Genomic DNA, 19,310 nt, shown 5'->3' with positions numbered 1-19,310 from the left:
TCAGCCATACCCATAGGTGCGCCTGGGTGACCAGAGTTAGCTTGTTGTACACCATCCATGCTTAGAGCGCGGATTGCATTTGCTAGATGCTTTCTTGATTGAAGAGAGTGATCCATAATAAATACCGATTAATAGATTGTTTCTTAAGAAAGGATAATAAGAGGGGAACGCAAACGTTCCCCTCTAGAAATTCTGGTGATTAAAGCTTCGCTTCAATCATTGCTTCAAGTTTGCCTTGGTCTACTGCGAAGTTGCGGATACCTTCTGCAAGCTTCTCAACAGCCATTGGGTCTTGGTTGTGTTCCCATAGGAACTCAGCGTGAGTCATTGCTGCTGGACGAGCTGCTGAACCTTTAGAATCAACTAGCTTCTCAACGACTTCACCTTCAGCAGCTTCAAGTTCTGCTAAAAGTGCAGGAGCGATAGTCAGACGGTCACAGCCAGCTAGCTCAAGGATCTCACCGATGTTGCGGAAACTTGCGCCCATGACGACAGTGTTGTAGCCGTACTCTTTGTAGTAGTTGTAGATCTTAGATACTGACAACACGCCTGGGTCTTCTTGTGCTTCAAAGTCACGACCTTCTTTCGCTTTGTACCAGTCCATGATTCGACCAACGAATGGAGAGATTAGGAATACGCCAGCTTCAGCACATGCGCGAGCCTGTGCGAAAGAGAATAGAAGAGTAAGGTTACAGTTGATGCCTTCTTTTTCTAGGATTTCAGCGGCACGGATGCCTTCCCAAGTAGACGCAAGCTTGATAAGGATGCGATCGTTAGTGATGCCTGCATCGTTGTACATTTTAACTAGCTGGCGTGCTTTTGCTACGCTGCCTTCCATGTCGTAAGAAAGACGTGCATCAACTTCAGTAGAGATACGACCTGGAATGGTTTTAAGGATTTCTTTACCGATGTTTACCGCTAGCATGTCACACGTATCTTGTACTTGCTGTGCTTTATCAGAGCTTTGAGATTTTGCGTATTCGATAGAAGCGTCGATTAGAGGCGCGTACTCTTCGATTTGAGCGGCTTTAAGAATCAGAGAAGGGTTAGTCGTTGCGTCTTCTGGCTGGTATTTTTTGATTGCATCAATTTCACCAGTATCAGCGACTACAGTCGTTAGTTTACGAAGTTGCTCTAATTTGTTGCTCATTTCGATCATCCTATTTCATTGGGCTCCCAGATCACGACATGATATGGGGATGCAATTGCAAGCGAGTTAAGTAATAGTCGATTTTTCCGCTAAGGACAACCCAGCTTACTTAACCTAAATAATTTTCAACGTATGAACATTTGTTGTGAACATTTGCTCGAACGCTGAGTAAATGATGGGTTCATAATTATCTTATACAGATAGAAAGTCAATTGCCGAATGAGCTTTTAAGTGATGTTCATCAAGTATTTTTTTTAAACCTGACTGGTGGCAGGACAACTAAACGTTTGCCAAGAAGCAGTAAGGGTTCAGGCTAGTGTATGAAGGATAAAAAACGTGCTGAGAATTTGTAATTTCACTGAGCAAATGTTGCCAAAATGGCGGGTTGTGACATATGCTACGGCTGTGAGCACATGTTAGGTGCGATTTATTTGGTTTGGAAAATACACCAATGAACAAATCTCAGAATGACATTTCGGATGACAACGCAGATCTACTGACTGAAATCTCAGTGGCCTACTATCAGGATGGTGCGACACAAGAGGAGATTTCGAAGAAGTTCTCTGTCTCACGTGCCAAAGTTGGTCGGATGCTAAAGCAGGCCAGAGACGAAGGTATTGTGGAGATCACGGTCAAATATCACCCAGTTTTTAGCGCTAAAATAGAACAACGTCTTATCGAACGATTTGGTGTTAAGCGTGCTTTGATCGCCTTGGATCAACCAGTTGAAGAGCAACAGCGTCAGCAGGTTGCGGGTCTAGTCTCGAAATATATGGCGAGCTCGATTCAAAACGGTTCTGTTGTGACCGTGGGGCAGGGACGCAATGTCTCCGCTGTAGCGCATCATGTCGGCGTTATTCCGCAAAGAGACGTTAAATTCGTATGTGGTATTGGTGGTATCCATCCACGTGGGGGGATGTTTAATGCCGACCACATCTGCCGTCAATTTGCCAAAAGCTATGGCGGAACCTCAGAAACATTGTATGCGCCAGCTTACGCGGAGAACCGAGAACAGAAGCTCGCCTTTATGCAAAATGCAACTGTCAAACAAACCTTAGACTTGGCACGTAAAGCTGATGTTGCCTTGGTCGGTATTGGTGACATGAGCGAAAACAGTTATATGGTTGATCTTGGGTGGTTTACTGCCGAGGAAGTTGTTCAATCAAGGATGCAACAAGGGGTGGTTGGCGATTTTGCTGGTTACGATTTCTTTGATATACATGGTCAATCCGCCACAACTGTGATGAGTGACCGAGTGATCGGGCTGAGCATTGACGAGTTTCGACCGATTTCGCAGGTTATCGCCATTGCAGCAGAAAACAGTAAACCGCTTGCGCTACTTGGAGCGTTGCGAACTGGTGTGATTGACGTGATCGCCACAAGTGTGAGCAATGCACTCACCGTGCTAAACCTCGATGAGCAAATGAAATAACAAAAAAGGCAGCTAAGGCTGCCTTTTATAATCTCAACAAAACGGATGTATAAGCGGTTATTTGCTAGTTGTGGCGATAGGCAAATCGCTGTTTGCGCCCCATTCTGTCCATGAGCCATCATAAACGGCGAGATTACGATAACCACAAAGATAGGCTGCAAGCAGTACAATGCAAGCGGTGACACCAGAGCCACAGCTAAAGAGTGTTTGAGCCGCATCTGTTGAAAGCGTCGGCTGTAAAATCTGTTTAAGTTGTTCGACTGGCTTTAACTTATGTTGATCCATTAGCTGTGCAAAAGGCTGACAAACTGAATTGGGGATATGACCACTGCGTAAGCCTGGACGTGGCTCTGCTACTTCACTATCGAAGCGTGCTTTGGAACGGGCATCGACGGTTAGGCTCGCATCGTTATTGATTTGTTGAACCACATATTGTGCGTCAACAAAGTAATCCGGATTCAGCTTACCAGAAAAGTTACCTTTCGCTGTTGGAGCTAAATAATGTGTCGTCGTATCAAATCCACACGCTTTCCATTCAGTCAGACCGCCATCGAGAATGTAGACTTGCTCATGTCCCATCGCACGTAACATCCACCATGCTCTTGGCGAAGCAAAAGTGCCACTGTTGTCGTAAACTACAATTACAGAGTCATTATTCAAACCTAGATCCTGAGCTAAGTGATTAAAACGCTCTTCGGTTGGCATCATGTGCGGGAGACTAGTGTCTGGATCGCAAAACACCGCGTCGTAATCAAAACGGCGTGAGCACGGGATTAAGTTCGTTTTATCCTTCTCAACTTCTGCGGGGATCTGGAAATCAATACTGGTGTCTAAGATAACTAAGCGATTATCGCTCATCTGTTGAGCGAGCCATTGGGGGGTTACGAGTGGTGACATCAAAAATCCTTTTTATTGTGCTGCGGTGCAGCGAATCAATTGATACGACATGGAATCTGACAACAACGTTTGTTGCTGCTGAATAATTACCTGAGATAGACGGGGACAGTCAATATTTGCTGGAACTTGAATCAACAGTTGTTGCTGAGATTCAGTGGTAACATTTAAAAAACGACGATTGCCATCCAGTGACTGGGTGACCGTTTGTGAGTCAACTACCGCTCGGACTTCCGTCGACGGACGATCTTGCATTAGCCACGTCAGAACATAGAGTGCCAGCGCACCAAGCAACAAGGTAGCGATAAAGCCTTTGGGATGATTCATCGTCAGCACTCTACCACTACCTTACTTCTAGTGACACACAGGACAGTTTGGCATCTTCATTAAATTCATTTCACGCCAAGACATCGTCAATGCATCTAACATCAAGATCTTACCTTGTTTCGGCGTGCCATAGCCAGAAATTACCTTAATTGCCTCCATCGCCTGAACCGCACCTATAATGCCGACAACCGGTGCCATGACGCCAGCTTCAACACAACTCAATGCTGTATTGCCGAACAAGGCGCTGAGACATTGATAACAAGGTTGTTGATCATCTTGGTAAGTAAACACGCTTACTTGCCCCTCCATGCGGATCGCAGCACCTGAGACTAGGGGCGTTTTATTTGCGTAGCAAAGGCGGTTTAACTGGTTGCGTGTTTCGACGTTGTCCGATGCATCAAGAACAAGAGTATGCTGTTCAATCAACTGTGATAGTTGTTGATCAGAAAGACGCTTATCGAAGGTGTTAACCGTAATATTGGGATTAAGCTCTCTCAGTGATTGAGCGGCCGAATCGACTTTTTTAACCCCGATATCTGAATCGTGGTGAAGAACCTGACGCTGTAGATTAGAAAGTTCAACCACATCGTCGTCGATGAGGGTTAACGTACCAACCCCCGCCGTCGCGAGATACTGAGTAGAAGCACAGCCAAGTCCTCCGGCGCCAAGAACGAGAATAGAACTCTGCTTGAGCGCTTCTTGACCGTCAAAGTCAAACTGCTTGAGAATGATTTGACGGTTGTAGCGGAGCATTTCTTGATCAGATAAGATCTCCAAGTGGCACCTCTAGTAAAGCGTCGGGTTAAACAGCTGGATGTTGACGGTTTCGCCAATCTCGACTCGTCCACGCTCTCGTTCAAGCACGACGAAGCAGTTGGCTAGACTCATCGATCTGAACGCACCTGAACTTTGGTTGCCCGTTGTTTCTACGACAAACTGACCATTCTCAATAGAGTAGATGCCACGTTGATAATCCGTGCGCCCTGGCGCTTTCTTAAAAGCACTGCGTGTTGTTGCTGGGATTGACTCTGGTGCTTTCCATTCGGTATGTCCTGCCAATTTTACTAGTAGAGGTTGAACAAGAACATACATGGTTAACACGGCAGAGACAGGGTTACCCGGCAAGCCACAGAACCAAGCTGTCGATAGCTTACCAAACGCAAAAGGCTTACCCGGCTTGATTGCTAGCTTCCAAAAGCCGATTTGACCTAACTCTTGTAAGATATCTTTGGTGTAATCTGCTTCACCAACGCTGACACCACCGGAAGTCACAACCACGTCAGCCAATGTCTGCGCGTGTTCAAACGTTGCCTTGAGGGTTTCTGGGCAGTCTGGAATGATGCCGAGATCAATCGCTTCACAACCGAAGTTTTCGATAAGAGGCTTAATACCGTAACGGTTACTGTCGTAAATCTGACCTTCGGATAAGGTTTCACCTAAAGGACGTAGCTCATCGCCAGTGGAAAAAAACGCCACACGCGGTTTACGTACCACGCTAACCTGGCTAACGCCGAGAGTTGCGATCATCGGAATATCACGCGCAGTCAAACGAGCGCCTTTTGCTAGGACAATATCACCTTGCTTGATGTCATCGCCAGTTGGGCGAATATTGTTTTGCGGTTTTACGTCGGTTTGATTAAAGAGAATACCATGCTCAGTAACTTGAGTGTTCTCTTGCATAATGACCGCGTCACAGCCATCAGGAATTTTTGCACCTGTCATGATACGAACACATGAACCGATTGGCCAATCGCCTTCAAACGGCTGACCCGCGAACGACTTACCAGCCATCGGCATGACATTGTGATTCGTTAAATCCGCGATACGAATGGCGTAACCATCCATTGCAGAGTTATCAAATGGCGGTACAAAAATAGGGGAGAGTATGTCTTCAGCGAGCACATAGCCGATTGCATCTGCTAAGGGAAGTTGTAACGTTGTTTGGATAGCTTCAATTGGCGATAACATTTTATCCATCGCCTCTTCGATCGGCATTAAGCCTGGTGCATCGCAGCAGCCCATATCAAAAATCCTAATTTACTATTATTTTTAGTCTAATGGTCAACACTCTATCATAGATAGCCATAGAGCAATAATGACCTCCAATAAAATATGGGTGTAATTATTCAAAAATCCGAGTATCCTTGTCAGCCATCCTAAAGGGGTAAATAAGAGGAAGTGGAATGTCAGGTCTTAGCGAATCCGCAAAGTTGGTCAAAGATGCGCTAGAGCAACGAGGATTAGAGACGCCGATGGCGCCAAACTCGTTCAGTCGAGAAGAGAAAAAAGAAAAGATTCAACACCATATGCGTGAAATTCTCTCTCTACTAGAGCTAGACCTTACTGATGACAGTTTAGAAGAGACTCCGCACCGTATCGCAAAAATGTACGTTGATGAGATTTTCTCTGGCTTAGATTACTCAAATTTCCCCAAGATTACTGTCATCGAAAACAAGATGAATGTCAGTGAAATGGTTCGAGTGAAAGACATCACAGTGACGAGTACCTGTGAGCATCACTTAGTGACAATTGATGGTCGTGCAGCGGTCGCTTATATTCCACGTGGAAAAATCATCGGCCTGTCTAAGATTAACCGCATCGTCCGTTTCTTCGCTCAGCGCCCTCAGGTGCAAGAGCGTATGACACAGCAGATCTTAGTCGCATTGCAAACCCTGCTAGAGTCAGATGATGTGGCAGTAACCATTGATGCAACCCATTACTGTGTTAAGTCACGTGGTGTTATGGATGCAACCAGTGAAACCACAACGACGGCATTAGGTGGCATTTTCAAGTCAAATCCAGCGACACGCCATGAGTTCCTGCACGGAATTCGATAGGACAAGCTGCGTCGGACTTACGAATTCAAAACCGCTTCCATTTCGAAGCGGTTTTTAGTTTTTAATGCTGGGAGAACACTCCTTCCAGCCAATCCTCAAAGGATAAAACAGTGACAACTTCATTTAACACCCTTGAACTGAAGCCTGAATTGCTTGAAACGTTGGATAGCCTTGGCTACAAAGAAATGACGCCAATCCAACAGCAAGCTTTACCTCTCGTGCTCAGCGGTAAAGACGTGATTGGTCAAGGCAAAACAGGTTCAGGTAAAACCGCAACATTCTCATTGGGCTTGCTGAGTAACCTCAATGTTAAACGCTTTCGAGTGCAAACATTAGTACTTTGCCCGACTCGTGAACTGGCTGATCAGGTTGCGAAAGAGATCCGCACCCTAGCGCGTGGTATTCACAACATTAAGGTACTTACCTTATGCGGCGGCCTACCAATGGGGCCACAGATCGGTTCACTTGAGCACGGTGCGCATATCTTGGTTGGTACGCCTGGTCGAATACTTGATCATATGTCTAAGGGACGCATTAGCCTTGATGAGTTGAATACACTTGTGCTGGATGAAGCTGACCGAATGCTTGAGATGGGTTTTGAAGAGGCGATTGATACGATAATTGCCGCTGCGCCAGCCGAGCGTCAGACTTTGCTGTTTAGCGCAACTTTCCCTAACAACATTGAGTCATTGGCTGCCAAAGTCATGGTTAAGCCGGAAATGGTCAAAGTTGAGTCAACACATGCAACGACAACCATTGAGCAACGCTTCTATCAATTAGACACGACTGAAGCGCGTGATGACGCACTGGAAGCCCTATTACTGACGCATAAGCCAGAGTCGTCGGTTGTGTTTTGTAACACGAAGAAAGAGGTGCAAAACGTAACGGATGAACTGAAACATCGTGGATTCAGTGTGGTTGAATTGCATGGAGATATGGAACAGCGTGAGCGTGAGCAAGCGTTGACCATGTTTGCCAATAAAAGTATCTCTATTTTGGTTGCGACCGATGTGGCAGCACGTGGATTGGACGTTGATAACCTTGATGCGGTTTTCAACTTTGAGCTTTCCCGTGATCCTGAAGTTCATGTCCATCGAATTGGTCGAACGGGGCGCGCTGGCTCAAAAGGCGTTGCATTTAGCTTCTACAGCGAGAAAGAACACTATCGAGTCGCACGTATTGAAGAGTACATGGACTTAGTTATCTCACCAGCTAAATTACCGGAAAAACCGATTGAGCGACCGTTTTACCCTAAAATGCAAACAATCCAGATTTTAGGCGGCAAGAAACAAAAGGTGCGCGCTGGAGACATTTTGGGAGCCTTGACTAAGCAAGCTGGCTTAGATGGTAAAAAGATTGGCAAGATTAATATCCTAGCAATGGTTTCATACCTAGCGGTGGAGCATGATATCGTCAAACCTGCGTTAAAACAGCTTACGACAGGCAAGATGAAAGGACGCAGTTTCAAAGCTCGTGTGATGAAGTAAGCGCTAATAGTGAGCTAAAAGCCAACCTATGTTCAGGTTGGCTTTTTTGCTAACGACGTTTGGATGGATTTAACGGTCGAACAGGTAGAGATAGTCGCCGTACCCCTCTTTTTCCAAATCTGCTAACGGAATAAACCTCATTGCTGCGGAGTTCATGCAGTAGCGCAGGCCTGTCGGCGCTGGACCATCTTTAAACACGTGCCCTAAATGGGAGTCCGCAAATCGGCTGCGAACTTCTGTTCGGGGATAGAGAAGGCGGTAGTCGGTTTTTGTGACAATGTAACCTTGATTTATCGGCTTAGTAAAACTTGGCCAGCCTGTGCCTGATTTATACTTGTCAGTGGATGAGAAAAGAGGCTCTCCAGAAACAATATCGACATAAATCCCAGCCTCTTTGTTATCCCAGTATTCATTGCTGAATGCTCGTTCTGTCCCTTCTTGTTGAGTGACGTAGTACTGAAGCTCAGTAAGCTTGTTCTTAATCGCAGACTGCGATGGTTTGGCATATGGTTTAACACTTTCAGCACTTATTTTATCGTCAATAAGTGCGCGCAGCGTTACAGGATTGTCCTGACGATCTTCGCCAAAAATCTCATCTAAATACTGATCGCGACCAGATGCGTAACGGTAGTAGTTATAGCGAATTTTATTACGCTTGTAATAATCTTGGTGGTAATCTTCAGCCGGCCAGAACGCTTTGAATTCGATCAACTCGGTTTTCAATGGTTTCTTGAAAATACCTAACGCATCAATTTGCGCGATAAAGTTTTCGGCAATCTTTTTCTGTTCTTGGGTATGATAAAAAACAGCAGGGCGATAGTGGCGACCTCTATCGACAAAGGAGCCTTGATCATCCGTTGGGTCTATATGACGAAAAAACTGGTCGAGAACTTGCTCATAAGTGACCGTTTTAGGATCGTATTTAACGCTGATGACTTCAAGGTGCCCAGTCTTACCGGACGAAACTTGTTTGTAAGTTGGATTCTCAATATCACCACCAGCATAGCCAGAAATCACATCGATAACGCCAGGCAGTTTTTCCAAATCGGATTCAGTACACCAAAAACAGCCTCCAGCCAACGTCGCTACGTCATAATCGTTTAAAGTTTTCGTGCCAGACATATTGCTATCTGCCGCGCCGAAAAAAGAGGTGAGCACGGCCACACATGCAACAGCGGAGAGGATAAACTTAAACTTCACTTTCATATTAACCTCGTAAATGGTTATCACTACTTGAGAATAGAACGGGCTATCAATGAGAAAATTACACAATTAAGTAATTATATTGGTTTGTTCTAAGGAAGGATCAAAAACGGCGCGAGTCATCGCGCCGTTTTTACTTAGAATCTGCCACTAACCCAAGCTTGGTAATACACCTGCGGTGATCAGTACCTGAGCTGTGACGATAACCACCCCAACACAACTGGTTGCGATTAGGCCTACATTACCACCAAGTACTTGATAGCTTTGTGTCGAGGCCTGTTGACGAGCTTTTTTGACCATCAAAATGGGCAAAAAGATGGCCAGTACAACCAGTGCAATGGCGGCATATCCTAGCGCCGCAATAAAGCCCTGAGGGTAGAACAAGGCGAAGCCCATTGGTGGTAGAAATGTCACCAATCCGACCAATACGCGTGAACCACCGTTACCACTTTTATTGATCTTGTCGCCTAGGAATTCGAACAACCCGAGACTCACCCCAAGAAATGAAGTCAGCAGTGCCAAATCAGCGAAGATACCGATAGTTTGAGCCAGATTAGAGCGATGAACAGTGGTGGCCAGTGTCGAGATAAGTGAACTCAATCCCTGATTTTCGAGTAGTTGAGACTGATTGACGACGCCCAGTGTGACGACTTGCCAGAAAACGTAGATCACCAATGGAATCGCGGAACCGATCAAAATGGCCTTGCGCAGTGAAGGCGTATGGCCATCTAAGTAGTTAACAATCGCAGGGATGCTGCCGTGGAAACCAAAAGAAGTGAAAATCACCGGAATCGCAGCGATCACTAGACCTTGTTCTACAGGCATACTTAATAGGTAAGATTCAGTGACATTCGGTGCTAAGAAAGTAAGCACCATTACCATCGCAATGATCTTAATTGAAAATAGTACTCGGTTAACTTTATCCACTGTCGCAGTGCCAATCGTTACCACTGCGGCGACTAATAGGGTAAACAACACGGTCGATGTTGTTGGTGAAACTTCAACACCAGAGAAAGTCGCAATACGCTCCGCAAACTGTGCGCCACCACCAGCAATGTAAGCTGCGCAAAGTGCATAGAAGAGAAACATCATCGCAAAGCTTGCTACCCATTTCCCCTTGATGCCTAGAAATTGATTGGCAAGGGTGTGTAAGGTCGCATCTTGGTCTGCATGTTGATGTACTTCAATCATCAATAAAGCGGTATACGCCATTAATGCCCATAGAGCGATCATAATGATAAGTGAAGTGGTGAAGCCTATACCCGCAGAAGCGAGTGGTAGCGCAAGCATGCCAGCACCAATGGTGGTCCCAGCAATGATCAAAGTACTACCCAATACCTTTGATTTGTTCATTGTATATAATTCTTTACGTTTATCTGACTTTAGTAGAGGTTATGACTAACTGTTGTGTAATATGTAGTCATTAAGACTGACAATGTGACCATTTTGAAAAAGATCTTTGACAAAGACAAGTGTTTTGTACAAATTAATTACCACCAGTGTAATTTTATGTTTACATCCATGGGATGGTTGTCGGGGTAATCGATTGCGTTGGAATAAAGAGCAAATCATAGTCAGAATTTACTTTCGCCTTTCAAAAAACTGTCATATAAGTGGTTTAAAAAGGAACCAAGAACCCGCATATTCAGGCTGAGACTTGAAAAACGCAGGTCTTGATAAGTGTTTTTATAAAGGAGGTCAGAATGAGTGACCAAACAATCAATGAAGAATGCCTCGAGCTGTTAGATGCCATGGAAATTGGCTTTGAACTCTCGGACTACGAGCAGTCAATTGAAGCGCTCGCCGAAGAGATTTTCAAATAACGATTCTTCAGTGACGATAAGTCTACTTAGGTAGCAACCCGAAAGAGCCAGTGCAATCGCGCTGGCTTTGTGCTTTCATAAGGGTATCAACGTAATCGGGCGAAGATTCTGCACTCACTCGCTGATGCAAGTGATGAGTGAAGAGATGGCGGATGTTGTTCCGGATCGGTTTGTCACCGTCACACATGCTATGAGTGAGGGGCGTTGGTTACAGTCCTATCAGCACATCGAAAATATCGAGTTCGCATTACAGCGAATGTCACATCGTTCACCAAGAATGGTCACGCTGGTGGAGTGCATTCCCTATCTACGACAGAATTATCATCAACTGGATGAGTTATTTGCTCAGCTCTATCCACAGATACTAACTGCCAGCAAAAGTTTCTGATAGAATCGTCCGCCTTGCAATTATAGGTAACCCGCATGTCGATACAATTTGAAGCTCTTGGATTGGGCTCTACGCTTTTATCTACGTTAGAAACACTAGGCTTTGAACAACCTACAGAAATACAAATTCAGGCTATTCCTCATGTTATTGAAGGAAAAGACGTCTTAGCGGGTGCTCAAACTGGTACGGGCAAAACCGCTGCATTTGGTCTGCCTATACTGCAAAGATTAATTGATTCGAATACCAAGCGTGATCTGCAGAGCAACGATGTTCGCGCATTGGTTCTGGTTCCTACGCGCGAACTTGCTCAACAGGTGTTCGACAATCTTACTCAGTATGCATCCAAGACAGATATCAAAGTGGTGGCTGTCTATGGAGGCACAAGTATGAATGTCCAAACCAGAAATCTTATGCAAGGATGTGACATTCTGATCGCAACACCTGGTCGCCTTATCGACCACATGTACTGCAAAAATATTAACCTCAATAAGACAGAATATTTAGTCCTCGATGAAGCGGATCGAATGCTGGACATGGGGTTTATGCCTGATATTAAGCGTATTCTTCAACGCTGCAATGCAAATCGACAGACTCTGTTCTTCTCTGCGACTTTTGATCAGAGAATTAAAACTACCGCCTATCGAATGCTTAATGAACCTGTAGAAGTACAGGTCTCTCCATCAAACAGTACCGCAGAGACGGTTAAACAGATGGTTTATCCAGTCGATAAGAAGCGTAAAGCAGAGCTTCTCGCGTATTTGATAGGCTCTAGAAATTGGCAGCAAGTTTTGGTTTTTACTAAGACAAAACAGGGTAGTGATGCTTTAGCGAAAGAGCTTAAGCTAGACGGAATCAAAGCGGCTTCAATTAATGGTGACAAGAGTCAAGGCGCGAGGCAAAAAGCACTTGATGATTTTAAATCAGGTCAAATTCGTGCTCTGATAGCGACTGACGTGGCGGCAAGGGGGCTCGATATTCAGGAGCTTGAGCAAGTGGTTAACTTTGATATGCCATACAAAGCCGAAGATTACGTTCACCGAATCGGTCGTACGGGCCGTGCAGGAAAGGAAGGTTTCGCTGTTTCGTTAATGAGCCGTGATGAAGAGTACTTACTTCACGCGATTGAGCGCCTATTGGATGCCAAGTTGCCTCAAGAGTGGCTACAGGGCTTTGAGCCGAGTTTGATTGAAGATATTGAGCCAGATAAAGTGCCACACCGTAAAGGTCGAAACTCAGATAAGCGCAAGATGAAAGCGAAGCTGAAGATTCACGCTAATCGCGGTAAAAAGAAATAATTTTAAGGCTCACGTTGTAACGGCGTGAGCCTTTTAATTAGGCGTATTGTGCGACTAGGCTATTCCAGCTCTTGCGCTGTGCGGCAAGTTCTTGCTTCATTTGCTGATAACGCAGTTTGAGCAATGACTTTTCATATTTCTTTGCCAAATCGGTTTTCTTTGCCTCAATGACCTGTTTTTTTACATCGTAATAGTCTGCCATTCTCGACATTAACGCCTCAAACTCTTTGTTTAACACTTCGTTAAGCATTGATGCGTTTGGCAGTTTACTAACATTTTTAGACGCCTTGGCGAGCGCTTGCTTGGCGATGGCTTTTTCAATTTTAATTTTCGGCGTAACTCGCAATTTATTGGTCAAACCTAACCATGAGCAGGACTTAATCAACCACTTAGTCGGGTCGTACTGCCACCAATAGATGCCATTACGATAATCGTTCTCGAAGATGTGATGGTAGTTGTGGTATCCCTCGCCAAAGGTGAACACGGCAAGTACGGCGTTGTCACGAGCCGTATTTTTATCGGTATATGGTTGTGAGCCCCAAATATGGGCGAGCGAATTAATGAAGAATGTTGAGTGATGACTAAGTACTAGACGTAATACTCCAACCACAAGCAACATGCCAAAGATATCACCATAAACAACGCCAAGTAATAGTGGAATACCGAAGTTAGTTAGAATCGCAACAGGCACATAGTATTTATGTTGCCACATGACGATTTTATCACGCTGTAAATCTCGGCAATTGCCATAATCGGAATAGGTATTGGCATTATATTCACGCAACATCCAACCAATATGAGAAAACCAAAAGCCACGTTTAGCCGAGTAAGGATCTTTATCGTTATTATCGACATGTTTGTGGTGAATTCTATGGTCGGAACTCCAGTGCAGAGCACTGTTTTGTAGCGCAAACGCGCCACCAAGGGCAAAGAGTGCGCGTAATGACCAGTGCGCTTCATAGGTCTTATGCGACCATAGCCTGTGGTAGCCAGCAGTAATCGAAAGATTACAAAATGAAAAGGCAATAACGAACCAGACGAGGTGTTCAAGGCCGTAACCGGCCGTTAAGCCGTACCAAGGAACAATCACCAAAGCGACTATAAAGGATGACAAGAAAATAAATATGTTTAACCAAATCAGTGGTGGTTTGTTAGAACCAGACATCGAGCTTTTCCTTTGAGCTAACAGTTGTTCGCTAGAATATCAGCGTACAGTTGTAAGTCAAACTCGATGGCTCAGTATGTCGGTTAGCGCACGTGATTTTGTCAAAATAATTGGTAAGCAAATTTTTCGTCGTGGTTTTGAACTGGGTTGCAGAATAACCAACACAAATGATGCCATTTCCCAGAATGTTTGGCTTTTTGTTAAATGTTTTATAGTATGAAGGGGCACTCAATCCTTACAGGAAGTAATAAGGAACTATAAATGGAATTAAAAGTAGCTGAATATAGCGACTATGAGCGTATTGCTACCTTGCACGCGCAAAGTTGGAAACAATATTATCAAGGCATTCTTGGGCAAGAGTTTCTTGATAACGAAGTGCTAGATGAACGTCTCGCGATTTGGCAGACCCGCCTCATTAACCCTCCTTTTAATCAATGTGTTCTTCTGATCGAAGAAGGTGGCCTTTTGTGTGGTTTTGTCTGTGCATTTGGCAATCATGATTTCGAAAAAGGTACGATTATCGACTCCCTACATATCGATCCCAATTACCGTGGCAGGGGATTAGGGGTTACACTGCTGGCTGAAGTCTCCAAGTGGATTACTCAGTATTTTCCAGACAGTGGTGTGTATTTGGAAGTGATGAAAGAGAATCATCAAGCGGTAGAGTTTTACCAGCATTTGGGTGGAACCAACAGCTTGGAAAGGCTTTGGAACGCCCCTTGTGGTCACCAAGTACCTGAGTTGGTTTACCGCTGGGAATCGGGCGCAGAATTACAGCGTCTTACAGAACGACACACAAGGTTAGAACTTGTAACAGCTTGATACACTTAAGCTAATTGTCCTGATATTGTTCGGACAAAGCTCGATTGACCGTTAGGTATTTTTAGGCAAGCCCATTTATATCTATCTAGCGGTCTATTCATGAAAAAAACCTTTACCTGTACTGCGCTTGCTAGCGCACTTTTTCTCGTAGGATGCGGCGAAAACCCTCAAGGACAGAATCAATTACCGGCACAGCTTGTTGTCGCTGAGCCAGTTCAATACAAGAAGTACTGGTGGGTAACCAAGCGATCTTCGCTTCTGGGGCAGGACACATTAGCCAAAACTCACTGGGTATCTCTTTGATAGGGGGGCTGCTTTGTGTACTACTAGCGGGTACCTTCCTAATACCTGGCTTCTATGCACTGGTGCAGCGTAAGCGCGAGAAAATCCATGGTGGAAGTACCAAGTTGATGCCACTTGACGATGAGTAATAAAAAATCCCCTCTCTAGAGGGGATTTTTTTGCTTGAGTGATGACTTAAGACGTTTTGAATTCAGCAACCGCACTATCCATGTCAGTAGCTTGAACGGAGACTCTGTCCACTTCTGTTAAACATTGCTGAGCTGACTGCATATTCCCTTCAGATATCGAATTGAGCTCTGTGATAGACTCACTAACCTGGTTCATTACTATGCCTTGTTCTTCAATCGCAGAGGCAATACGTTCAGAATTTGCCTGAATATTGGTCATATCATCGATAATTTGAGTAAGGCTACTATCCAGTGTCTGTGATGCTTCGAGAGTTTGCGAACCCTGATCATTACATTGGTCAATATTGGTCACTACTTCAGACATTTGATTCTGAATGGCAGTCACAACTTTAGTGATCTCCTCGGTTGATTGATGAGTTCGGCTAGCAAGAGCACGAACCTCATCAGCCACTACCGCAAAACCTCGCCCTTGTTCACCAGCACGCGCTGCCTCGATTGCTGCATTGAGCGCCAGCAAGTTGGTTTGTTCGGCTATTTCTTGGATGATGTTTACGGCGTCACCAATTTTATCGACGTGGTTATTTAGTGAGCCAATTGATGCTTGGCTACTGCCGAGAATGGTAGTGAGTTGATCTATGTTGCTGACGGTTGTCTCGACGACTTTACGACCGCTTTGTGCATTGACAGAGGCCTGTTGCACATCTTCCACCGCAACGGATGTACTTTCCGATATCTCATTGATTCATCTTTACGGAGTAGGAAATCTTTCTCATTCCGGCGTAAATTGAGTAAGCGTATTTCTAGGTTTGATACGAGTAAGCTAGCCTGATTCAGCTGAGCCGTGGTTTGGGCGAAATGGCTTGTTGCAAAAAGAACAGACACGACACCAAGTATAGCTACAACACCTAATGAATATAGTTTGTTTTTGATATTCATAAGATTACCTTAGTCCGTTAATATATTTAGTTATAGGTATTTGATCTGATGTTAGTTGGTATTTATAAATATATCAATGCACTCACTACCTTAGCGTGAGGATATACGGTAAAACTATGTTAATAGGGCAGTAGGACAACCATGTTAGAAATTTTAGAAAAATATCAAGCGTTTATATTCGACATGGATGGCACCTTGTTGGATACCATGCCTGGCCATTTAAAAGCATGGCAGCAGACAGCCGCTCATTTCGGCTTTCCGTTTAGCCAAGAGTGGTTACACAGCTTAGGGGGAATGCCAAGCTATAAAATTGCGGCAGAAATAAATAGAAAGCACAGTATGTCGCTAGAACCGATGGAAGTCTCGCGTTACAAAATGGGGGCTTTTGCCGAACTACAGGAAGTTGGTAAGCCTATCGCTTGTACTGTAGATCTCCTGCATCAATTCTATCAACGTAAGAAACTGGCGGTTGGTACTGGCAGCCAACGTGATAGCGCTTTACGACTGCTAAAGCAGGCACAACTGATTGAATTGCTTGACGTCATTGTGACGGCAACGGATGTTGACAACCATAAACCCAATCCTGATACCTTCTTAAAGGCCGCGGATGATATGAAGGTTCAAGCTGGTGCATGTATCGTATTTGAAGACACCCAGCTAGGGCTACAGGCGGCACATGCAGCCAAAATGGATTGCATGATGGTCGAAGAAGGGCAGTTAGTCTTCTACCCATACTTGAACGAAAAAGAGCCGCGATAAGCGGCCCTTTCTTTGGTTAACGTATCATTAACGATCCCAGTATGCTTCTTCTAAACTGTCTTCACGTTCAGGAAGCGCACGCGCTAGGCGAGGAGAGTGCTGGGTTAATACTTCATAGCTAACACGGTTAGCATACTTACAAATCTGCGATAGCGAAGAATAAGTCAGGTATGGTTGGTCATGCTTCGAAGAATTTGGAACGTTAGTCTTATGGTGACTGTTTGCAGCCATATCATGGAGTAAGGCCGACAGCGCAGCATCACCAGCACCATTTGTGTTCTTGATTTCAAGCGGGCCGCCTAGGTAAGGACCAATATGGGAATACACTTTTACGGGTGTACCACAATCTGACTTACGCATAGCTCGGCTAAATTCATATTTGTTGAACTCAGGGATATTACCTGGCAGTAGCGGTAGTTCAGTTTCGCGTTTGGCTGAATCTTCAGTGTAACCTGCCATGTAGAGGCCAACCGGGCCAGCTGTGCATAGTACAACATCAACCCACTCAAGTGCCTTGTCTGCGGCTAAAAGAGGATCTTTCTCACCGGTTAGAGCTTCGCCTTCCTCTTCATTCATCGCAACAATAGAGATGTTCTCTTTAATGTAGTCTTGCCACCACTTTGCATTGCCTTCGATAACCCACTTGGTTCCAAGAGTCAGTACAACAGGTACGTTCTTAGATTTCGCAATTTCGATAGCACGAGCAACGGCTTGCGGCATTGGGTCTTCAGGTTTTCCACGCATTAAATAGGAAGAAACAACAAGCGCAGACGCTTTATCAAACACCTCTTCTGGGATGCTTTCTGGGCGCAATTGGTTCATATGACCTTCATTAATTGCGAAGGTACGTTCACCGTTGTCCGAAATAAGCGTGTAGCAGCGTCCGATTGAGCCTTCAACCATCTGCAAGTGGTTTAGGTTCATTCGTGACGATGTGCGGCATAAATAACGATATGCGAATGAGCCGACTTCGATGTTTCGTGACATTACACCTAGTAGTACCGATTTACTGTCAGCCAGTACAGAGTAGTTGTGCAGAGTATTGCCAATCGTATCGCCAGGATATTGATGAGTGATCAACTCGCGTTTAACTAGTTCATCGTACAGTGCGTCTGCCTGACTCTCCTCTAAAACGAGCGAGTGTCCTTTACTCAAACCATATTTTGCTAGGAATTCGTCATCGACACGAGCTTCTATGTCAACAATTGTTTGACCTACGCCAACCACAATCGGTCGATAAAGCTTAGGGGTTTGCTTCATCTGATTGACGAGTGGATCGCGAGCGTGAGTAGGAAAGTAGTGCTTAGATTTGCGCTGTCCGGGAAACTTCATGTTCAAAGTGGAGTTGGAAATTTTCCCGGATAATATCACACATATGAAAGATTGCTTTCATATTTATTACATAAAAAAGTGCCAAACATTACTGTTTGGCACTTAATTGAACTATTCCGCTGGTTTGTACGCACCGTACGCTTTGGTTCCCCATAACGGCACCGTAGAGAGGCTGTGCTTGAAACTGCCTGACGTTTCTTTAGTAGAATAAGAGAGGTACATCAATGTCTGATTCTCTACATCTAGGATTCGGCGGATTTTCATGCTTTTGAAGAAGATACTTTTTGACTTTTTAAATACCACTTCACCATCTTTAGACTTGTCGATATTGGCAATCATCTCTGGGGTAATTTCGCCAGTCTGACGACAAGATATAGAGCTGTCACTTGGATCGGCTAGGCTAAAGTCGGCTTCAATTGAAGCGACATGACATGTTACGCCAGTCACAATTGGATCTTGCATGTGATTTAGCTTGATGTCTTTCATCGTGAACCATCCAAGACCCACATCGCCAACTTCGTTATCAGAACACCCGACCAAGGCGGTGGCCATCAATGCACTTAAAAGCATTTTCTTCATTCGTAAATCCTTGTTATTCGCGGTTTTCAATAGTGTAACACGTATCATTTGGTGCAAGTTCATTTTCCCACAATAGCGCCTTTTAAAACCGAATGCTTGGATAAATCCAATCAAAATTTGGCTCATAGTTTGTATTTGGCGCAAAACTGATACAGGTTACTTATTAAGCATCTGGTTTCAATATTGTGATGAGATTTTCTATTCCTCACTCCCAACCCGATGCTAAACAGATTAACCGAGCAGTGTACGTGTCATTTTTTATAAAGTATTGATACAAAGGAAGTTTAATTGCGACATATGTGATATCTATTCAATTGATTTTATATCCAAACTATAGATATAAAAGCACAAGCTAGGTAACCTTTGAGTCACGCATAAACGATTCAATAGGGCATGACGTGGGGTATAAGACCGTTGAACTTATCCATTTGATGGCGCACGAATTTCAGC

At 44.6% G+C, this 19,310-nt stretch carries 18 protein-coding genes and 2 pseudogenes; 8 read left to right on the top strand and 12 right to left on the bottom strand.

Annotation, left to right across the window (positions count from 1 at the left end; all coding sequences use genetic code 11):
• Both ACQEXR_RS18320 and tal read right to left on the bottom strand, forming a co-directional pair.
• A partial coding sequence (locus ACQEXR_RS18320) for a hypothetical protein (RefSeq protein ID WP_427020881.1) occupies nucleotides 1-116 on the bottom strand: 116 nt, incomplete at its 3' end.
• A gap of 83 nt (nucleotides 117-199) precedes the next feature.
• Nucleotides 200-1,150, bottom strand: a complete 951-nt coding sequence (gene tal, locus ACQEXR_RS18315; protein ID WP_426953326.1) for a transaldolase — start codon at nucleotides 1,148-1,150, stop codon at nucleotides 200-202.
• A 451-nt stretch (nucleotides 1,151-1,601) separates the two neighbouring features.
• Here tal and ACQEXR_RS18310 point away from each other — a divergent pair, with 451 nt between their 5' ends.
• Nucleotides 1,602-2,582, top strand: coding sequence for a sugar-binding transcriptional regulator (locus ACQEXR_RS18310; RefSeq protein WP_138970657.1), 981 nt, complete (start codon nucleotides 1,602-1,604; stop codon nucleotides 2,580-2,582).
• A 57-nt stretch (nucleotides 2,583-2,639) separates the two neighbouring features.
• On the opposite strand, the gene ACQEXR_RS18305 is transcribed toward ACQEXR_RS18310, so the two are convergent.
• Genes ACQEXR_RS18305 through moeA form a run of 4 tightly spaced genes read right to left on the bottom strand, consistent with a single transcriptional unit; the run spans nucleotide 2,640 to nucleotide 5,825 of the window.
• Entirely contained in the window at nucleotides 2,640-3,479 is an 840-nt protein-coding gene (locus ACQEXR_RS18305; RefSeq protein WP_427020880.1) for a sulfurtransferase, read from the bottom strand.
• A 12-nt stretch (nucleotides 3,480-3,491) separates the two neighbouring features.
• Entirely contained in the window at nucleotides 3,492-3,803 is a 312-nt protein-coding gene (locus tag ACQEXR_RS18300; RefSeq protein WP_138970655.1) for a hypothetical protein, read from the bottom strand.
• 27 nt (nucleotides 3,804-3,830) lie between these two features.
• Entirely contained in the window at nucleotides 3,831-4,580 is a 750-nt protein-coding gene (gene moeB / locus ACQEXR_RS18295) for a molybdopterin-synthase adenylyltransferase MoeB (protein ID WP_331418436.1), read from the bottom strand.
• A gap of 9 nt (nucleotides 4,581-4,589) precedes the next feature.
• Nucleotides 4,590-5,825, bottom strand: a complete 1,236-nt coding sequence (gene moeA / locus ACQEXR_RS18290; protein ID WP_427020879.1) for a molybdopterin molybdotransferase MoeA — start codon at nucleotides 5,823-5,825, stop codon at nucleotides 4,590-4,592.
• 161 nt (nucleotides 5,826-5,986) lie between these two features.
• Between moeA and folE the strand changes: the two genes are divergently transcribed.
• Both folE and dbpA read left to right on the top strand, forming a co-directional pair.
• On the top strand, nucleotides 5,987-6,640 hold the full coding sequence (gene folE, locus ACQEXR_RS18285; protein WP_006880173.1) for a GTP cyclohydrolase I FolE: 654 nt from the start codon (nucleotides 5,987-5,989) through the stop codon (nucleotides 6,638-6,640).
• 110 nt (nucleotides 6,641-6,750) lie between these two features.
• A complete protein-coding gene (gene dbpA / locus ACQEXR_RS18280; protein WP_138970652.1) occupies nucleotides 6,751-8,127 on the top strand; it encodes an ATP-dependent RNA helicase DbpA in 1,377 nt (458 codons plus the stop codon).
• Nucleotides 8,128-8,196: 69 nt separating this feature from the next.
• On the opposite strand, the gene msrB is transcribed toward dbpA, so the two are convergent.
• A complete protein-coding gene (gene msrB / locus ACQEXR_RS18275) occupies nucleotides 8,197-9,333 on the bottom strand; it encodes a peptide-methionine (R)-S-oxide reductase MsrB (RefSeq protein WP_427020878.1) in 1,137 nt (378 codons plus the stop codon).
• A 147-nt stretch (nucleotides 9,334-9,480) separates the two neighbouring features.
• A complete protein-coding gene (locus tag ACQEXR_RS18270) occupies nucleotides 9,481-10,683 on the bottom strand; it encodes an aromatic amino acid transport family protein (protein ID WP_426953329.1) in 1,203 nt (400 codons plus the stop codon).
• A gap of 537 nt (nucleotides 10,684-11,220) precedes the next feature.
• Between ACQEXR_RS18270 and ACQEXR_RS18265 the strand changes: the two genes are divergently transcribed.
• Together ACQEXR_RS18265 and ACQEXR_RS18260 are read left to right on the top strand one after the other, a co-directional pair.
• Complete coding sequence (locus tag ACQEXR_RS18265) at nucleotides 11,221-11,541, top strand: ACP phosphodiesterase (RefSeq protein WP_427020877.1); 321 nt, start codon at nucleotides 11,221-11,223, stop codon at nucleotides 11,539-11,541.
• A 35-nt stretch (nucleotides 11,542-11,576) separates the two neighbouring features.
• A complete protein-coding gene (locus ACQEXR_RS18260) occupies nucleotides 11,577-12,836 on the top strand; it encodes a DEAD/DEAH box helicase (RefSeq protein WP_138970648.1) in 1,260 nt (419 codons plus the stop codon).
• Nucleotides 12,837-12,873: 37 nt separating this feature from the next.
• Here ACQEXR_RS18260 and ACQEXR_RS18255 read toward each other — a convergent pair whose 3' ends face one another.
• Nucleotides 12,874-14,001, bottom strand: a complete 1,128-nt coding sequence (locus ACQEXR_RS18255; protein ID WP_427020876.1) for an acyl-CoA desaturase — start codon at nucleotides 13,999-14,001, stop codon at nucleotides 12,874-12,876.
• Nucleotides 14,002-14,262: 261 nt separating this feature from the next.
• Between ACQEXR_RS18255 and ACQEXR_RS18250 the strand changes: the two genes are divergently transcribed.
• Together ACQEXR_RS18250 and ACQEXR_RS18245 are read left to right on the top strand one after the other, a co-directional pair.
• Entirely contained in the window at nucleotides 14,263-14,823 is a 561-nt protein-coding gene (locus tag ACQEXR_RS18250; RefSeq protein WP_426953332.1) for a GNAT family N-acetyltransferase, read from the top strand.
• 248 nt (nucleotides 14,824-15,071) lie between these two features.
• A pseudogene (locus tag ACQEXR_RS18245) lies at nucleotides 15,072-15,254 on the top strand (hypothetical protein); the annotation flags it as partial.
• Between the two features lie 46 nt (nucleotides 15,255-15,300).
• On the opposite strand, the pseudogene ACQEXR_RS18240 reads toward ACQEXR_RS18245, so the two are convergent.
• Nucleotides 15,301-15,996 (bottom strand): annotated as a pseudogene (locus tag ACQEXR_RS18240) (methyl-accepting chemotaxis protein); the annotation flags it as partial.
• Between the two features lie 335 nt (nucleotides 15,997-16,331).
• Between ACQEXR_RS18240 and ACQEXR_RS18235 the strand changes: the two are divergent.
• Nucleotides 16,332-16,949 carry a beta-phosphoglucomutase family hydrolase gene (locus ACQEXR_RS18235; protein WP_138970642.1) on the top strand — a complete coding sequence of 206 codons (618 nt, stop codon included), beginning with the start codon at nucleotides 16,332-16,334 and terminating at the stop codon, nucleotides 16,947-16,949.
• Between the two features lie 27 nt (nucleotides 16,950-16,976).
• On the opposite strand, the gene ACQEXR_RS18230 is transcribed toward ACQEXR_RS18235, so the two are convergent.
• Both ACQEXR_RS18230 and ACQEXR_RS18225 read right to left on the bottom strand, forming a co-directional pair.
• Complete coding sequence (locus ACQEXR_RS18230) at nucleotides 16,977-18,281, bottom strand: inosine/guanosine kinase (RefSeq protein ID WP_138970641.1); 1,305 nt, start codon at nucleotides 18,279-18,281, stop codon at nucleotides 16,977-16,979.
• 111 nt (nucleotides 18,282-18,392) lie between these two features.
• Complete coding sequence (locus tag ACQEXR_RS18225; RefSeq protein WP_138970640.1) at nucleotides 18,393-18,860, bottom strand: CreA family protein; 468 nt, start codon at nucleotides 18,858-18,860, stop codon at nucleotides 18,393-18,395.
• Nucleotides 18,861-19,310 lie beyond the last annotated feature (450 nt).

Origin of the sequence: Vibrio sp. TRT 2004, assembly GCF_050113735.1 — a bacterium.
In the GTDB taxonomy this organism is placed as follows: domain Bacteria; phylum Pseudomonadota; class Gammaproteobacteria; order Enterobacterales; family Vibrionaceae; genus Vibrio.
The sequence above is the reverse complement of the archived record's forward strand: the minus strand, read 5'-3'. Positions and strand labels throughout refer to the sequence as shown.

Bases quoted from the DNA above. Each gene is read 5' to 3' on its own strand.
- tal (WP_426953326.1), bottom strand. From the start codon at position 1,150: ATGAGCAACAAATTAGAGCAACTTCGTAAACTAACGACTGTAGTCGCT.
- ACQEXR_RS18310 (WP_138970657.1), top strand. From the start codon at position 1,602: ATGAACAAATCTCAGAATGACATTTCGGATGACAACGCAGATCTACTG.
- ACQEXR_RS18305 (WP_427020880.1), bottom strand. From the start codon at position 3,479: ATGTCACCACTCGTAACCCCCCAATGGCTCGCTCAACAGATGAGCGAT.
- ACQEXR_RS18300 (WP_138970655.1), bottom strand. From the start codon at position 3,803: ATGAATCATCCCAAAGGCTTTATCGCTACCTTGTTGCTTGGTGCGCTG.
- moeA (WP_427020879.1), bottom strand. From the start codon at position 5,825: ATGGGCTGCTGCGATGCACCAGGCTTAATGCCGATCGAAGAGGCGATG.
- folE (WP_006880173.1), top strand. From the start codon at position 5,987: ATGTCAGGTCTTAGCGAATCCGCAAAGTTGGTCAAAGATGCGCTAGAG.
- msrB (WP_427020878.1), bottom strand. From the start codon at position 9,333: ATGAAAGTGAAGTTTAAGTTTATCCTCTCCGCTGTTGCATGTGTGGCC.
- ACQEXR_RS18270 (WP_426953329.1), bottom strand. From the start codon at position 10,683: ATGAACAAATCAAAGGTATTGGGTAGTACTTTGATCATTGCTGGGACC.
- ACQEXR_RS18260 (WP_138970648.1), top strand. From the start codon at position 11,577: ATGTCGATACAATTTGAAGCTCTTGGATTGGGCTCTACGCTTTTATCT.
- ACQEXR_RS18255 (WP_427020876.1), bottom strand. From the start codon at position 14,001: ATGTCTGGTTCTAACAAACCACCACTGATTTGGTTAAACATATTTATT.
- ACQEXR_RS18250 (WP_426953332.1), top strand. From the start codon at position 14,263: ATGGAATTAAAAGTAGCTGAATATAGCGACTATGAGCGTATTGCTACC.
- ACQEXR_RS18235 (WP_138970642.1), top strand. From the start codon at position 16,332: ATGTTAGAAATTTTAGAAAAATATCAAGCGTTTATATTCGACATGGAT.
- ACQEXR_RS18230 (WP_138970641.1), bottom strand. From the start codon at position 18,281: ATGAAGTTTCCCGGACAGCGCAAATCTAAGCACTACTTTCCTACTCAC.
- ACQEXR_RS18225 (WP_138970640.1), bottom strand. From the start codon at position 18,860: ATGAAGAAAATGCTTTTAAGTGCATTGATGGCCACCGCCTTGGTCGGG.